Here is a 15,473-nt window from a genome sequence, read left to right on the forward strand (position 1 = left end):
GTAGGCGGATGGGGTTTAAGGACTCCGTCCCGCTGTCGCGGACAGAGAGCAAGCAAGCCCCGGCCCCCCCGTATATAGGGGGAAAGAGGGGGTACAGTGCGGGGCTCCTGCGGCTTCTAGCTGACAGATTCTCCAAGCCATCCACGCTCACCGCTTGCCCAAGCCCAGCGCCTTTTCCACCTGTTTGGCCGCGTAGGCCATGGCAAAACAGCAGATGAAGTAGATCACGCCGATCACAAACAGCACCTCCCGCTGAGTGCCCAGCCAATTGGGGTTGGTGAACACGACCCGACCTGCCTGCAGCAGGTCGATCAGGCCGATGATGAACACCAGGGAAGTGTCTTTAAAAAGGGTGAGGAACTCGTTCACCAGAGCTGGAACGGCTGCCCGCAACGCCTGGGGCAAAATCACCAAAGCCGTCACTTGAAACGGGTTCAAGCCCAGCGCCCGTGCTGCTTCTAGCTGTCCCAGGGGGATCGACTGCAGGCCGCCCCGCACATCCTCGGCCACATACACGGCTGTGAACAAGATAAAGGCCACCTCCGCCCGGATGATCAAGTTGACGCTGATGCCCCCCAAAAAGAAGGGCACCAACAGCCAGGCGGCAAACAGAATGGTGGTCAGAGGTAACCCCCGCACCAGCTCGATCACCAGTGTGCAGAAGATTCGGATTACCGGCAGCGCCCGATTGGCCCGGCCCAGCGCCAGCAGCACTCCAATGGGGAAACCAATGATCATGGCGGCTGCCGCCAAGATCAGGGTCAGCAGCAGTCCCGACAGTTGCTCAGAGCGCACCGCCGGCCAGTTGGGGCCCAGCTCGCCCAGCAGCAGCTCCAGGCAGAGGGGCAAGATCAAGGCCCAAACCCAGATGGAGGGCAGCCGCCAGGCTTCTCGACCGCGGCTGAGGGCAACAGCGGCAAAGGTCACTCCAGAGCAAGCGGCCAGCCACCCCTGCGATTGGGTTCCCAAAGGCAGGAAAGCAGCCAAGCCCATGGCGGCTCCCAAGAGGATGAGGTAGTGCAGCAGCACACCGCCCCAAGCTCCTCCGGCTACCCCTAAGGTGGCCAGCACAACCCCCAACACAGCCCACACCCGCCACAGTTGGTCGCTGGGGTAGGTGCCGGTGGTCAAGATCTTGAGGTTGGCCGGGATCACCTCCCAGCGGGCTTGGGTAAAAGCCCAGTTCCAGAACAGGGAAAGGGCCCAAGCCAACACCCAGGCGGAGGCCAAGGTGAGCAGGGTGCTTAGCCAGGAGTCGAACAGGTTGCGGCGTATCCACCCCAGAGGACTGGGTTGGTTCGCGGGGGGTTCGCCAGGCGAGAGAGTGCTGGACATAAGTAAGTTAGCGCTCCACCAACTTGACGCGGGCATTGAGCCAGTTCATGCCGTAGGAAACCAGCAGATTGATTCCCAAATAGGCAGCCATGAGGATGGCGAACATCTCCACCGAGCGTCCCGACTGGTTGATGATGGTGCTGCTGATGTTGAACAGGTCAGAAAAACCGACGGCGATGGCCAAGCTGGAGTTCTTGATCAGGGTAAGATACTGAGTGTTCAAAGAGGGGATCATGATCCGCAGCGCCTGCGGCACGATCACCAGGCGAAAGGTTTCCAGCTCTGACAGGCCGATGGCTCGGGCCGCCTCCCACTGCCCCCGCGGCACCGCCAAAAAGGATCCCCGCACCACTTCGGCGATGTAGCAGCCGGTGTAGGTGACCAGGCCCAGCATCATGGCGGTAAACTCTGCCGAAAGCTGGATCCCACCCCGGAAGTTAAAGCGCTCCAGCACCGGCACATCCAGCCGCAGCGGTGGTTCGGGGAAGAGCACCCAGCAGGCCACCGCCAGCAGCGCCACCCCCCCGGCCACCCACAGGTTTCGCTGCCGGGATCCCAGCTCGGGCCGGCGGGCCAGCAGCAACCTGTGGATCCCCCACCCGGCCCCGATCAAGATGGCCAGCGTGGGAACCAGCCAGCCACTGGGATCCAAGCCGGGCAGCTTGACTCCCCGTTGGTTGATGAACACCAGCCCGCCGAGAGAGAGGCTGTTGCGCACCCCTGGCAGGGTGAGGATCACCCCCTGGTACCAGAAGATCACGATCAACAGCACCGGCACGTTGCGAAAGATCTCGGTGACCACTGCGGCCAACTGGCGGGCCAGCCAGTTGCTGGAGAGGCGGGCCATCCCCAAAACAAAGCCCATCGCCGTCGCCAAGACAATGCTGACGGCGGACAGCCAGAGGGTGTTCAGGGCTCCCACCAGCAGGGCCTTCAGGTAGCTCTCGGAAGGGTCGTAGGGGATCAGCCCCTCGGTGATGCCGAAGTTGGCGGAGTTGCCCAAAAAGCGAAACCCCAAGCTGATGCCCAGGCGGCGCAAGCTGGCGAGGAGATTCTGGGTGAGGATCCCAAACACCAGCAACACAGCCACGACAAAGGCCGCCTGCAGCAGGATCTTCAGGATGCGCTCATCCCGCCACCAAGGGGGGCGCAGGTGGGGCTGGTCAGATAGAGCGGTCATGAGGCGCGAGCGAAAGTCCAAGATAGAGGGCCAGGGATCCCTGACCAAGTGGGATCCCTGGGGCGACGGCTCCCGGATTTCCGATTAGCGGAAAGGCGGCGCGTACTGGATCCCACCCTGGGTGTAGGGCCGGTTCAAGCCCCGAGCCACCCCTAAGGGCGTCAAGTGCCGGTCGAAAATCTCGCCGTAGTTGCCCACCGCCTTGATGACCTTGACCACCCAATCCGGCTGCAGGCCCAGCAGCTCTCCCAGGTTGCCCTCCTGGCCCAAGAAGCGGCGAATGTCGGGATCCTCCGATTTGAGGAACTCTTCCACATTGGCGCTGGTGATCCCTTTTTCTTCCGCGTAGAAGAGGGCGTAGACCGTCCAGTTCACAATATCAGAGAAGCTCTCGTCGCCGTGAGGAACTAGAGGCCCCAACGGCTCTTTGGAGATCACCTCCGGCAAGATCACATGGTCGTCGGGAGCAGCCAAACTGGCGCGGCGGGAGATCAGAGCGCTTTGGTCGCTGGTGATGGCGTCGCAGCGGCCTTCTTCGTAAGCGTTAAAAGAGGAATCATCGCCGTCGAAGGTCACCGGTGTGAAGGCGATGCCGCGGGCCCGGAACGTATCCGCCAGGTTCAGCTCGGTGGTGGTGCCGGCAATCACACAGATGGTGGCCCCGTTCAGATCCTCCAGCTTCTGTACACCCAGACTTTTCCGCACCAAAAACCCTTGGCCGTCGTAGTAGGTGGTGGGGCCAAAAGTTACCGCCCACTCCCGATCCCGCGTCAGCGTCCAGGTGGTGTTGCGGCTGATGATATCCACTTCTCCTGCCTGAATGGCCGATTGGCGATTGGCCGCCGTCAGGTAAACGAATTGGATCTTGTCGGGATCCCCGAACAGAGCAGCCGCTACGGCGCGGCAGATGTCGATGTCGAAGCCGACATACTTGCCTTGGTCATCCAGGTTGCCAAATCCGGGCAGTTGGTTGTTTACGCCACAGATTAGCTCGCCCCGCGCCTTGATGCGGTTGGTGAGCGGCCCCAGTTGTGCCCAAGCGGGGAGCGACTGCAGGCCCACCGACAGAACCAATGCCCCGGCCAAGGGGGCCAATCCGTTCAAATGCTTCATCCAGCTCATAGAATGACCTCAATGTCAATCCTTCGTAATCTTCAGTAGTCCGTATCCACGTGGATCTACCTGGTGGATCTACTTGTTCGCCAGGCCAATGGCGTCGCACTCCTGCCACACCCCATAGAATGGTTCGCCAGAGGCGTCAATGATTTTCTCAAAGCCTTACATGTCAGGGCGTAGAGAAATGTTATGTAGGCTACGGTTATAGCTCAGCCGGTTCTGCCATGGTACCCATGCTTGCTTTGATGAAATAAAAGGGATTTATCCGCCCATGAAAGGATCCCCGCGCATGATGTCTTCACCCTCCCTGCCAACCTCAGCCGGCACCGACATCATCCAATGTGAAGATGTTCACAAATGGTACGGCGAGTTCCACGTCCTCAAGGGCATTACCACCCGCATCCGTCGCGGCGAGGTGGTGGTGGTCTGTGGACCTTCAGGTTCGGGCAAATCGACGTTTATTCGCACCCTGAACCGCTTAGAAGAACACCAGAGAGGACGCATTGTGGTAGATGGCATTGAGTTGACCAGTGACCTGCGCAACATCGACGCCATTCGCCGCGAAGTGGGCATGGTTTTCCAGCAGTTCAACCTGTTTCCCCATCTCACGGTCTTGCAGAATGTAACCCTCGGCCCGATTCATGTGAAGAAAATGAAAAAGGCCGAGGCAGTTGAACGGGCCATGGAGCTGCTCAGGCGGGTGGGAATCGCTGAGCAAGCGGAAAAGTATCCTGGTCAACTTTCGGGGGGGCAGCAGCAGCGGGTGGCCATTGCCCGCGCCTTGGCCATGAATCCGGCGGTGATGCTTTTTGATGAGCCGACCTCGGCGTTGGATCCGGAGATGATCAAAGAGGTGCTGGACGTGATGCGGGAGCTGGCCCGCTCGGGCATGACCATGGTGTGTGTAACCCACGAAATGGGCTTTGCCCGCGAGGTGGCGGATCGAATTATTTTCTTCGACCGCGGCAAGATCGTGGAAGAAAACACCCCCCAGGAGTTTTTCAGCAACCCCAAGGAAGAGCGTTCCCGCCTTTTTTTGTCGCAGATCCTTTCCCACTAAGGGGCTACGCTTAGAGAGGCGCAAGCCGTGCCAGAAAGGCTCCCTCCGGCTCTTGGTAGAGAATTTGTCCCTGCCAGCCGTGGGCGTGGGCATAGCGCAGCAGGGTCTCCGGATCCACAAACAGCCAGGGAAAGGGATCCCCGCGCTGCCCGTTGTACTCGGCCACAAAGTTCACCACCTTGGCTTTTGCCTCGCCCGCCGCTTTCAAGTCCTTCCCCTTCTCCCAATCCTCGGCTTCAGAATCGGCTGAACTTTCTACCTGCGGCAGATCCGCCGAGCCGCCATCTTCCCTGAGGTCGCTTAGATCGGTGGAATCCACAAGCAAGTGCCCGGTAGGCTGAACCCAGTGGCGGGCCAAGGTTAAAAAACGCTCCAATCCCGCCAGGGATCCCACCAGGCCGGCGCCGTTCATCAGCAGCAGCAGCGTATCGAAGGGCTCCTCCGGCCCCTCCCAGGAGAACAGGTCGGCGGCAATGGGGCAGCGCACCCCCCGTTCGGCCATGATCTGCAGAGCCACCGGAGAGCGATCCAGGGCGGCCACGGCCAACCCCTCCTCCTGCAGCAGCAGGCTGTGGCGGCCTGTGCCAGCACCGATGTCCAACACCCGACCGCGACACAGATCCAAAGCCAGGGCCTCGACTTCCGGCAGCTCCTGGGTGAAGAACACCTCCGGCGAGACCACCTGGGGCTCCTCTGCTAGTGGGATCCCCTCGGCGCTGTAGGCGTGCAAGCGCAGGGAGCCCCTGGCCTGGCCCCGGTGCCAGTCCCACAGGGCTTGCTCGAGCGGATCCTGAGGCAAAGGGTTTTCGACAACCTCTATCATGGGAAGGGAAAGCCAGCGTCTTGCCCCGATGTCGCATTGCTTGATGCCGCCGCTATCGTCCTTTTGCGATCGCTGCAGGGGTTTGGGCCCCATCTCTGCAGGCTAACCGGGAGACTGAGCCACAGCGTACACCCAGAAGAGCCTCGGCAACCCCCTCTGTTCCTGTCTCCATTGTGGAGCACCTGGAGCGCCAATACCGCAACAGCCCTTCCTACCGGCCCGATCCTTCAGGTATGCTTCAAGAAAGCTCTTGAAGATCCTTGAAGAGGGGGGTTCCAGGAGCTTCCTGAAAGTGTGAGCGATACCCCTGCTGCCCGGATTCTGCTGTTGTTCTCTTCTTTGGGGCCCATGGTTGCCAAGTCTCCGCCACCCATCGTCTACATTGCTCTGGGGCTCCTGCTCTTCTGGGGCGGTCATCGCGCTTGGCGGGCGGGCTACCTTCGCTGGCCGCCAGGGATCTCGCTGCCAGGGTTGGGCAGTAGGGCCCAGGATCTGCTCTTAACCAGCGGCGAGCGCACCCTCTTTGCCGATAGCAGCCCCGCCGCCGTGGCTGCCGCAGAGCTCATCCGCCAGGGCAATTTTGGGGCGGCGATCCCGCTCTTGGAGATGGGGCTGCAGAACAACCGCAACGACCCGGAAGCGCGCATTTTTTTGAACAACGCCCGCGCCCGGCAACAGGGCAACCCCTTGAGCTTAGCCGTGGTGGTGCCCATCTCCAGCAACCCCAACCGCGCCAAAGAGACGCTGCGGGGCGTGGCCCAGGCCCAAGAGGAGCTTTTTCAACAGGGGGGCCTTGGGGGGCGGCTGCTGCGGGTGGTGATTGCCGACGACGGTGATAACCCGGAGCGAGCGGCGGCAGTGGCCAAAGCGCTGGTGGGCCAGCCTGAGATTTTGGGGGTGATCGGCCACAACGCCAGCGATGCCACCCTGGCGGCGGCTGAGATCTATCAGTCTGCCGGCCTGGCCATGATCTCCTCCACCTCCACCAGCACCCGCATCAGCCTGCTGGGGAACGCCATCTTTCGCACCGTCCCCTCCGACCAGATTGCTGGCACGCAACTGGCCCGCTACGTCCTTAACAAGCTGCGCCTGCAGAGGGTGGCCATCTTCTACAACCCCAACAGCGCCTACAGCACCAGCCTGCGCGACGCCTTTGCCTCCACCCTGACCAGCGAAGGGGGGATTGTGCTGGCCACCTTCGACCTAACAGCCGCCGATTTCAACCCCCAGGCCAGCCTCCAGAGTGCACTGGAGCAGGGATCCCAGGCGGCTTTCTTGGCACCCACGGCTTCCGTAGCCGAACAAGCGCTGGCCGTTGCCCGCCAGAACGCCCTCCTCGGCCAACCCCTTGCCCTGGTGGGGGGGGATGTGCTCTTCAGCCTCACCACCCTCAAGGAAGGGGGAGCAGCGGTGGAGGGCATGGTGGTGGCGGTGCCCTGGCATCCCGATCTTCCCCGCAGCCGCGGCTTTGCCCAGAAGGCAGCCCAGATGTGGGGAGGGCAGGTGAGTTGGCGCACCGCCCTGGCCTACGACGCCACCCGTGTTTTTCTCCAGGCTATTCGGCAGGGATCCCCCAGCCGCAGCGGCATTCTCACTGCCCTCGGCGACTCCAACTTCCGCTTGCCAGACGGCGCTTCCGGGGAGGTGCGCTTTTTGCCCTCCGGCGACCGCGATGCCCCCAACGTGCTGGTGCGCATTGAACGGGGCAACCGCTCCGGCACGGGCTACGACTTTGTGCCTCTCCCCTAGGGATCCCGGCAAGCGCTACAGTGGGGGATGCTCTCAACTCTCTCCATCTCCTCAGCTCGGACGGATCCCATGCCCAGCCGGATCACCGCGTGTTTCCAGGCGCTGCGCAGCCGCGGCGAAGCCGCCCTCATCCCCTACCTCACCGCCGGGGATCCCGACCTGGAAACCACCTTTGAAGCCCTGCAAGTTTTGGATCAACACGGCGCCGATCTCATCGAGTTGGGGGTGCCCTACTCGGATCCCCTGGCCGATGGGCCGGTGATCCAAGCAGCAGCTGCCCGCGCCCTCAGGCGGGGTGTTACCTTGGGTGCCATATTGCAGGGCTTGAGGTGCCTCTCCCTGCAGGCTCCCCTCATCCTCTTCACCTACTACAACCCTATCCACCAGCTCGGCCTCCCCACCTTTGTACAGCAACTGCGCCGGGCCGGCTGTGCTGGCTTAGTCGTCCCCGACCTGCCCCTGGAAGAGGCCGGATCCCTACGAGCAGCGGCTCAGGCAGAGGGGATCGACCTCATTTTACTGGTGGCCCCCACCAGCCCCGCGGAGCGGATGCGCCGTATTGCCCAACAGTCCAGCGGCTTTATCTACCTGGTCAGCACCACCGGCGTCACCGGCGAACGGGCCACCCTGGAGCAGCGGATCCCGGCCTTGCTGCAGCAGTTGCGCCAATACACCTCCCTGCCGATCGGGGTGGGCTTCGGCATCTCCACCCCCGACCAGGCCAGCCAGATCGCCCGTTGGGGAGCCGATGCCGCCATCGTGGGCAGTGCCTTCGTGCAACGGCTGGCCAAAGCCCCCACCCCCGCCCAAGGGCTACAGCAAATCGCCCACTTCTGCCGGGATCTCAAGGCTGCCCTGCAGGGGATAAGCACCCCACAACATTGACAGCCGATGGCTTTGCCGCTAGCTCAAAACAAGGGAAACGAATGTTTACCTTACGACTGAAACAAATGTTTACATTTTATCCGCATCCTCGCCGACCCATTGCCCGCCCGCGGCCCCATCAGAGACAGGAGATCGGCGGCTGAGCAGGCAGCTCGGCGTTGGTTTATTTGTAAATCTTTACAAAACACTCATCCCTCCCGCGCTATAAAATTGACCTGGATGCTCGGCTGTCTGAAGGTCGCAGAAGTTCTTGACCTATCTCAAAATCTGGGGCTTCGGTGGGGGTAATCTGCTCCACAGGATCCCCGGTTTTTGGGGAAACGGGATCCCACAAGAGAGCTTGGGATTCGGCTTTTGAGAGGTTCAGCCAGTCGCTCATCGCTTTTTGGAAAGACCAGAAGGAGATCCATCATGCAAGACGCCTTTACCCGGGTGATCGCTCAGGCAGATGCACGCGGCGCCTTTTTAAGTGATCAAGACTTCGACCGTCTGGCGGCTTTGGTGGCAGAGGGCAACAAGCGCCTGGATGCGGTCAACCGCATGACCAGCAACGCCGCCCAAATCGTAACCAACGCAGCTCGGTCTTTGTTTGCCCAGGAGCCGGATCTGATCGCTCCTGGGGGCAATGCCTACACCAACCGTCGCATGGCCGCCTGCCTGCGGGACATGGAGATCATCTTGCGCTACATCACCTACGCCACCCTGGCGGGGGATAGCTCGGTGCTGGAAGATCGCTGCCTCAACGGCCTGCGGGAAACCTACATTGCGCTGGGGGTGCCCACCACTTCTGTGGCCAATGGTATCGCTGCCATGAAGAAAGAAGCCCTGGCCAAGATCATGGATCCGAAAGGCATCACCCCTGGCGATTGCTCGGCGCTGCAAAGCGAGGTGGCCAGCTACTTCGACAAAGCCGCTGCCGCCATCGTCTGAGGACGGCTGGGTTGTCCCTCTTCAGACCTGTTGAATCCATCTTTCTGATTGGGTAGGTGGAGATCCTCAAGTTGGGACGTAATCCGCCATTCCTGCAGAACGTTCGTTAACAACCAAATCGATGAATTTAGGAGTTGCAAGGTGAAAACCGTCATCACTGAGGCGATTGCTTCCGCTGACAATCAAGGGCGTTTTCTCAATGCCAGCGAGCTGCAGGCGGTCAACGGCCGTTACCAGCGTGCTGCTGCTTCCCTGGAGGCGGCCCGTGTCCTGACCCAAAACCAACAAACCCTGGTGCGGGAAGCGGTGCAGGAAGTGTTCAAGCGCTTCCCCTACCTGACCCAGCCGGGCGAAATGGGCCACGGCGATGTGTTTCAGGCCAAGTGTGCCCGCGATATCGGCTACTACCTCCGCTTCATCACCTATTCTCTGGTTGCGGGCGGCACCGGCCCCCTCGATGAATACTTGGTAGCCGGGCTGCGGGAGGTGAACCGCTCCTTCAACCTCTCTCCGAGCTGGTACATTGTGGCTCTGCAGTACATGAAGAACCGCGCTCTGGGCATGCTGAGCGGCCAAGCGGCCAACGAAGCGGCCATCTACTTCGACTACGCCATCAACGCCCTCAGCTAAGGGATCCCAGGGCTAGAGATCCCCACTTGTGGGGAGTGGACGATCTCTTTCTTCGTCTTCCAGTTGTATGTCTCTCCAGAGCAGGCGGGTCTGGCCCCGCGGTTTTCGGGTTGAGTCAGCATTTTGGCTCCTCTTCAGCCGAATGGGTTGGTCGCCTGCTCTTTGTCTTAATCGTTCTGGGCATTGCCCCATGGCAGGGCGGAGCAGCCCGCAGAAGCAGCCGATATGGCTTGTCGGGTGAAGGGCGGCTCCTGCCTGTGTTCTGGACGAAACCCAATATAGATATCTGGGGAAAGCGATGTTTGGTCAAAGCACCACCGGCCCTGAAACCCTGACGGAAGCTGGCAGCCGGGTTTACAGAGTTGAGTACACCGGCCTGCTCAACCCGCCGGATGCCCTGGCCACCTCTGCCAAGGTGCGTCGCAGCACCCTGAGCACCACCGTTCCCTACAGCCGCCTGTCTGCCGAGATGCAGCGCATTCTGCGAATGGGCGGCAAAATCGTGCAGGTCATCGCTCTGGCGGGAACCGATGCCGCCTCTGCCCAAGGCAACGGTGCTGCTGAGTAAGGGCTGCGGACAGAGTTGCCCAAGGGTCATGAACAGCTCTGCAAAGGTTCGCATGGCATCCAACACGGCGGTGCTGCCGCAACAGCTCACTTGGGAGCAGGCGATAGCCCGGCTGCAGGGGGATGACCTGCAAGAGCGGTACTATGCCGCTTGGTACTTGGGCACGATTCGGGATCCGCGCGGGGTAGAGCCGTTGCTTTTGGCGTTGCAGGATGAACGGGATCGCACGGTCTTGGGGGGCTATCCGCTGCGGCGCAATGCTGCCAAGGCGCTGGGGCAAATCGGCGACGTGCGAGCCGTACCCGGCTTGATCGAGGCGCTCACCTGTACCGACTTGCATGTGCGGGAAGAGGCCGCCTATGCCTTGGCCCAGTTGGGGGACAGGCGAGCGGTGGATCCCTTGCTGGCCTTGCTGCAGTCGCGGGAGCAGGAGCAGCCCTGGGAAGCCCTTATCGAGGCGCTGGGCCAGCTCGGCGCCACCGAGGCCGAGGCGGCGATCCGGCCTTTTTTGAGCCACCCTTCGGAGCGGGTGCGTTCGGCAGCCGCCTGGGTGCTCTATCGCTTTACCCAAGCTGAGGAGCTGACCCAGGTTCTGGTGGCGCTGCTGGCTCACCCCAATTTCAGTCTGCGCCAGGCTGCTTTGTTCGACCTGGCAGAATCCGGCTGGGTGGCAGGAGCGCCGCTGTTGGCGACCGCCGATGTAGCCCTCAACCTGCGCATCAACGCTCTGAAGCGGCTGTTCGACGTGGCGCTGCAGTTGGGGCAGGTGTCGCCGGATCGGGCGGCAGCGGCGATCCTCCCGCAACTGGACAAGCTGTTCTAGTCGCTCTCCCCGGCTCCGGCTTTCGACTTCACTTCTAGCTCTGCCTATGTCCTCTTTCTCGGCTGCACAAGTGCTCCCCGCTGCTGTAGCTCAACTGGCCGCCGAGCTGGAGCAGGCCACCTCAGCAGAAGACCTGCTGCGGGTGGTGAGAGCGCTGGGATCCCTAGGCCAGGTGGAAGGGATCCCCCTGCTCATTCGCGCCTTTGGCTTCAACCGCCCTGCCGTGGGAGAAGCCGCCTTGGAAGAGGTGTTGCGCTTTGGGGAGGCGGCAGTACAGCCTTTGCTGGCTAACATCGATGGCTTCGACTACGGGGCGCGCGCCTATTCGGTGCGGGCGTTGGCCCGCATCGGCCACGGGGATGCCTATCCCTTTTTGGCGGAGGCGATTGTAGCGGACTTTGCCCCCAGCGTGCGGCGGGCGGCGACCCGTGGGCTGGGGCGGGTCGCTGCACGGCGGCCCCTCTCCGACCAAGAGCAGGCCCTGGAGCTGCTGCGTCAGTGCTTGGGCGACGCCGATTGGGGCGTCCGCTATGCCGCCGTCGGATCCCTGACGGATTTGGCTCGGCTGGGAGAGGCATCTTTGCGATCTGCCGTCGAGGCAGCCCTGCAAATGGCCTTGCAGGATGCGGATCCCCTGATTCCCCTGCGCGCCCAGTTAAGCCAGCAGGAGCTGGCAGCCGACCCATAGCCCTGTCCCCCTTTGTCGTCTCTTGTTTCTTCAAGGAGCACCACCTATGTCTCTTCCGTTGCTTGCCGATCGTCCCACCACCCAAAATGAGCGGGTGCCTCGTTACTTTGTGCCCAGCGACGAAACCCCGCCGGTCTATCGTCCTGATGACCCGACGGGCGTGGACAACATCATTCGCGCTGCCTATCGCCAAATCTTCAGCGAGCATCTGATGCTGGAGAGCTATCGACAAAAAGCTTTGGAGTCGCAGTTGCGCAACGGAGCGATTTCGGTCAAAGAGTTTGTGCGCGGCCTGGGCAAGTCGGAGGTGTACCGGGATCTGGTCATGGTTCCCAATGACAACTACCGCTTCATCGAGGTCACTTTCCAGCGCTTCCTGGGCCGGCCCACCTACAGCCAACAGGAGCGCATTAAGTACTCCATCATCGTTGCTACCCGTGGGCTGGATGGCCTCATCGACGCTGTAGTGGATAGCGAGGAGTACAACGCCGCTTTCGGGGACGATGTGGTGCCCTATCAGCGCCGTCGCCTCTCCGAAAAACCCGCTAACTTGGTGACCCCCCGCTATGGAGCCCGTTGGCGGGATGTCTCCGGCGTGAAGCGCTCGACCCGGGAAGTGGTGCGCACCTACCGTCTCACCCGCCCGCCCAAACCCGGGGATCCGGAAAACTTCCTCAACATGGCCCGCATGCTCAATCCCCAGCCGGCGGCGCGGCAAAACATCAGCGTCTTCGATCTGAAGATCCCCGACATGACCACCAGCCGCCGCTAGCACTGGACAAACTTTCCAGGACGATCCCTCGCAGGATCCGTCGGGCCGATCGATCCGATGCTGTTCGGGTAGGTCGGCTCGCGGCTGTGCTTGGGCAAGATTCGTTATAATTCTGAGTGATGCTTCTTAACACTTGGGTTGCATGAAGAATCCGGTTGTGCGGGCTTTTTTTGTTGGCAAAGCCGTAGCAGATGTTCTGCGGGAGCGTTGGGAGAGCGCCCTTGCCGACATTGCCGGAGAAGTGGGCAAGGTGTGGGCTGAGCTACAGGAGGGCTGGCAAACCTTTGCCCAGGATGTCATGACCCGAGCTGAGGCAGAAGCCTCGGTGGCTGCCCAGGAGATGGTGCCCCCTCCTTTCAAGACAGAAGATTTGCAGGCAACTCTGGACGACCTGCGGGCAGAAGTGGCGCAGTTGCGCTCCGAGTTGCAGAAATATCGGAGTCGAAACGCTTGAATGCCAGCACACTCCGATCCCGAACCTTTTTGGGATCCGAACCCGTCAAGCCCTATACCGCCTACCGTTGGGCCCGGGAAAACTACACCCGCTGGGGCCGCCTTCTGGATATTTGGCGATTTGTGCTCACCTGGCTGTTCTACCTTTGGCTGGATCAGCAAGCTTGGAGCTATGGGGGGCAACCCACACCGGAGCGCAAGGCCAGACGTCGGCGCGCCAGAGCCATTTGGATCCGTGAAACGCTGCTCCACCTCGGCCCTACTTTTATCAAAGTGGGGCAGTTTTTCTCCACCCGCGCCGATCTCTTCCCCTCTGAATATGTCGAGGAGCTCTCCAAGCTGCAGGATCGAGTGCCTGCTTTTGGCTACGAACAGGTGGAGGCCATTGTGCAGCAGGAGCTGGGCAGGCCAATAGCCCAGATCTACAGCTATTTCGATCCCACCCCCTTGGCGGCGGCCAGCTTGGGGCAGGTGCATCGCGCCAAGCTCAAGACCGGCGAAGAGGTGGTGGTCAAGGTACAGCGCCCAGGGCTGACCCGGCTGTTCACTATCGATCTGGAGATCTGCCGCGGTATTGCCGAGTTTTTTCAGTACCGCACCCCTTGGGGCGGGCCGGGCCGGGACTGGATCGGCATCTACGAAGAGTGTCGGCGCACCCTCTGGGAAGAGGTGGACTACCTCAACGAGGGCCGCAATGCCGATACTTTTCGTCGCAATTTTCGGGACATGCCGCAAATTGCCGTCCCCAAGGTGTACTGGCGCTACACTTCCCCCCGTCTGCTGACATTGGAATACTTGCCGGGGATCAAAATCAGCGATTACGAAGCCCTGAGCGCGGCGGGGCTGAACCGCAAGGTCTTGGCCCGCTTGGGGGCAGAGGCCTATCTGCGGCAATTGCTCAAAGACGGCTTTTTTCATGCCGATCCCCATCCGGGCAACATTGCCGTCAAGCCGGATGGCACGTTGATCTTTTACGACTTCGGCATGATGGGCCGCCTGCGCTCCGATGTGAAAGAGAAGCTGATGGGCACGCTGGCAGGTGTGGTCTCCAAAAATGCCGATCGGGTGGTGGCCTCGCTGGTAGAGCTGGGGGTGCTGGTGCCCACCGCCGATCTGGCGCCGGTGCGTCGCTCTGTCCAGTACATGCTGGACCACTTTATGGATAAACCCTTTTCCAGCAACTCAGGAGCAATCTCGGTGGCGGCCATTAGCGAAGACCTCTACGAGCTGGCCTACGATCAGCCGTTTCGCTTTCCGGCTACCTTTACCTTTGTGATGCGGGCCCTAACCACGTTGGAGGGGTTGGGAAAGGGGTTGGATCCGGAGTTCGACTTTATGGAAGTGGCCAAGCCTTTCGCGGAGGAGCTGATGAGTTTAAACGGAACCGAGACCGAGACTCTCTTGGCCCAGGTTGGCCGCCAGGCGGCTGAGTTTACCAGCAGCAGCCTCAGTTTGCCCCGCCGCCTCGAATTGACCTTGAGCAAGTTGGAACAAGGAGAACTGCGCCTGCGGGTGCGATCGAGCGAGGCAGAGCGCCTGCTGCGCAAGCTGAACAGCACCGGCTTGGGGGTTATTTATGCAGTGTTGTTTGCAGCCTTCTTTCTGAGCGCAACCCAGCTCCTTTTGGCCGGACATGCTACCTTAGCCGTTATCACTTTGGTTTTGGCTGCCCTCGCTGCTCTTGCTTTAATCAGGGTACTCTTGAGGTTGAATCGGTCAGAGCGATTGATGTGATGCGACGATACGCCTGCGCTACGGATCCGGGCAAGGTTCGCAGCAGCAACCAGGATGCCTACTACTGCGATCCGGAAGGACGTTACTTCATCGTTGCCGATGGCATGGGAGGGCACGCTGCCGGGGCAACGGCTAGCTTGTTGGCCGTCGAGACCATCCGGGCCTATCTGGATCGAGGCTGGAAAAACGTGCCGGCACCCAAGTTGCTCAGCGAAGCGGTAGAAGCAGCCAACGAGGCCATCCTCAAGGACCAGCGGCAAAACCCGGAGCGGGCCGACATGGGCACCACCGTGGTGGTGGCCTTGGTGGATCCTAACAACAATTGCTGGAGCGCTCACATTGGCGATTCTCGCCTCTATCGCTTGCGGGGATCCGAGATGCAGCAGATGACGGAGGATCACACCCTGGTGGCCCGCTCGGTTCGCCAAGGGGAGTTGACTCAAGAGCAAGCCCGCGTCCACCCCTGGCGACATATTCTCGAGCGCTGCCTGGGCCGGCCCGATGCGGGGCCGCCTGCCGTGCAGCCGATTACAGTTTGTCCGGGGGATCGCCTGCTGTTGTGTAGTGACGGCCTCACCGAAGAGCTGGAGGACGAGGCTATCGCCGAGTATTGCCTGCAGGTAGAGGACTTGGAGCAGCTCCCCCGCAAGTTAATCGAGGCGGCCAAAGAGCGGGGCGGGCGAGACAACATCACAGTGGTGATCGCCGAATATGCCTAGTTGGCAGC

At 61.2% G+C, this 15,473-nt stretch carries 16 protein-coding genes; 12 read left to right on the forward strand and 4 right to left on the reverse strand.

Annotated features, from left to right (window positions below; translation table 11 throughout):
* Window positions 1-147: 147 nt before the first annotated feature.
* The 3 genes from NW826_RS02485 to NW826_RS02495 all read right to left on the reverse strand — a co-directional run bounded on the left by NW826_RS02485 (window position 148) and on the right by NW826_RS02495 (window position 3,628).
* Window positions 148-1,335: an amino acid ABC transporter permease gene (locus NW826_RS02485; RefSeq protein ID WP_414509360.1), complete on the reverse strand. Its 1,188-nt coding sequence runs from the start codon at window positions 1,333-1,335 to the stop codon at window positions 148-150.
* Window positions 1,336-1,342: 7 nt separating this feature from the next.
* Window positions 1,343-2,515, reverse strand: a complete 1,173-nt coding sequence (locus NW826_RS02490; RefSeq protein WP_414367782.1) for an amino acid ABC transporter permease — start codon at window positions 2,513-2,515, stop codon at window positions 1,343-1,345.
* 84 nt (window positions 2,516-2,599) lie between these two features.
* Window positions 2,600-3,628, reverse strand: a complete 1,029-nt coding sequence (locus NW826_RS02495) for an amino acid ABC transporter substrate-binding protein (protein ID WP_414332370.1) — start codon at window positions 3,626-3,628, stop codon at window positions 2,600-2,602.
* 274 nt (window positions 3,629-3,902) lie between these two features.
* Between NW826_RS02495 and NW826_RS02500 the strand changes: the two genes are divergently transcribed.
* On the forward strand, window positions 3,903-4,691 hold the full coding sequence (locus NW826_RS02500) for an amino acid ABC transporter ATP-binding protein (RefSeq protein WP_414332372.1): 789 nt from the start codon (window positions 3,903-3,905) through the stop codon (window positions 4,689-4,691).
* 10 nt (window positions 4,692-4,701) lie between these two features.
* Here the strand turns inward: NW826_RS02500 and NW826_RS02505 are convergent, their stop codons facing one another.
* Window positions 4,702-5,607: a class I SAM-dependent methyltransferase gene (locus tag NW826_RS02505; RefSeq protein WP_414509361.1), complete on the reverse strand. Its 906-nt coding sequence runs from the start codon at window positions 5,605-5,607 to the stop codon at window positions 4,702-4,704.
* A 201-nt stretch (window positions 5,608-5,808) separates the two neighbouring features.
* Here NW826_RS02505 and NW826_RS02510 point away from each other — a divergent pair, with 201 nt between their 5' ends.
* The 11 genes from NW826_RS02510 (at window position 5,809) to NW826_RS02560 (ending at window position 15,465) form a co-directional block, all read left to right on the forward strand.
* On the forward strand, window positions 5,809-7,263 hold the full coding sequence (locus NW826_RS02510; RefSeq protein WP_414509362.1) for an ABC transporter substrate-binding protein: 1,455 nt from the start codon (window positions 5,809-5,811) through the stop codon (window positions 7,261-7,263).
* A gap of 69 nt (window positions 7,264-7,332) precedes the next feature.
* Window positions 7,333-8,148: a tryptophan synthase subunit alpha gene (gene trpA, locus NW826_RS02515; protein ID WP_414509432.1), complete on the forward strand. Its 816-nt coding sequence runs from the start codon at window positions 7,333-7,335 to the stop codon at window positions 8,146-8,148.
* Between the two features lie 408 nt (window positions 8,149-8,556).
* Complete coding sequence (locus tag NW826_RS02520) at window positions 8,557-9,078, forward strand: phycocyanin subunit beta (protein ID WP_304411987.1); 522 nt, start codon at window positions 8,557-8,559, stop codon at window positions 9,076-9,078.
* A 141-nt stretch (window positions 9,079-9,219) separates the two neighbouring features.
* Window positions 9,220-9,708, forward strand: coding sequence for a phycocyanin subunit alpha (locus NW826_RS02525; RefSeq protein WP_414332378.1), 489 nt, complete (start codon window positions 9,220-9,222; stop codon window positions 9,706-9,708).
* 298 nt (window positions 9,709-10,006) lie between these two features.
* Window positions 10,007-10,276, forward strand: a complete 270-nt coding sequence (locus tag NW826_RS02530) for a phycobilisome linker polypeptide (RefSeq protein WP_414332380.1) — start codon at window positions 10,007-10,009, stop codon at window positions 10,274-10,276.
* Between the two features lie 52 nt (window positions 10,277-10,328).
* A complete protein-coding gene (locus tag NW826_RS02535; protein WP_414332382.1) occupies window positions 10,329-11,099 on the forward strand; it encodes a HEAT repeat domain-containing protein in 771 nt (256 codons plus the stop codon).
* A gap of 46 nt (window positions 11,100-11,145) precedes the next feature.
* Complete coding sequence (locus NW826_RS02540) at window positions 11,146-11,787, forward strand: HEAT repeat domain-containing protein (RefSeq protein WP_414332384.1); 642 nt, start codon at window positions 11,146-11,148, stop codon at window positions 11,785-11,787.
* Between the two features lie 46 nt (window positions 11,788-11,833).
* The gene (locus tag NW826_RS02545) at window positions 11,834-12,559 is read left to right on the forward strand and encodes a phycobilisome rod-core linker polypeptide (protein ID WP_414332386.1); all 726 of its coding nucleotides are present in this window, start codon (window positions 11,834-11,836) and stop codon (window positions 12,557-12,559) included.
* Window positions 12,560-12,701: 142 nt separating this feature from the next.
* The gene (locus NW826_RS02550) at window positions 12,702-13,013 is read left to right on the forward strand and encodes a DUF6825 family protein (RefSeq protein WP_414332387.1); all 312 of its coding nucleotides are present in this window, start codon (window positions 12,702-12,704) and stop codon (window positions 13,011-13,013) included.
* Window positions 13,010-14,746, forward strand: coding sequence for an ABC1 kinase family protein (locus NW826_RS02555; protein WP_414509363.1), 1,737 nt, complete (start codon window positions 13,010-13,012; stop codon window positions 14,744-14,746). The genes NW826_RS02550 and NW826_RS02555 overlap by 4 nt, the downstream gene beginning before the upstream one ends.
* Window positions 14,746-15,465, forward strand: a complete 720-nt coding sequence (locus NW826_RS02560) for a Stp1/IreP family PP2C-type Ser/Thr phosphatase (RefSeq protein ID WP_414332391.1) — start codon at window positions 14,746-14,748, stop codon at window positions 15,463-15,465. Before NW826_RS02555 ends, NW826_RS02560 begins: the two co-directional genes overlap by 1 nt.
* The last annotated feature ends 8 nt before the right edge of the window (window positions 15,466-15,473 follow it).

This window comes from Synechococcus sp. OH20, from assembly GCF_047502685.1.
Taxonomy (GTDB): domain Bacteria; phylum Cyanobacteriota; class Cyanobacteriia; order Thermostichales; family Thermostichaceae; genus Thermostichus.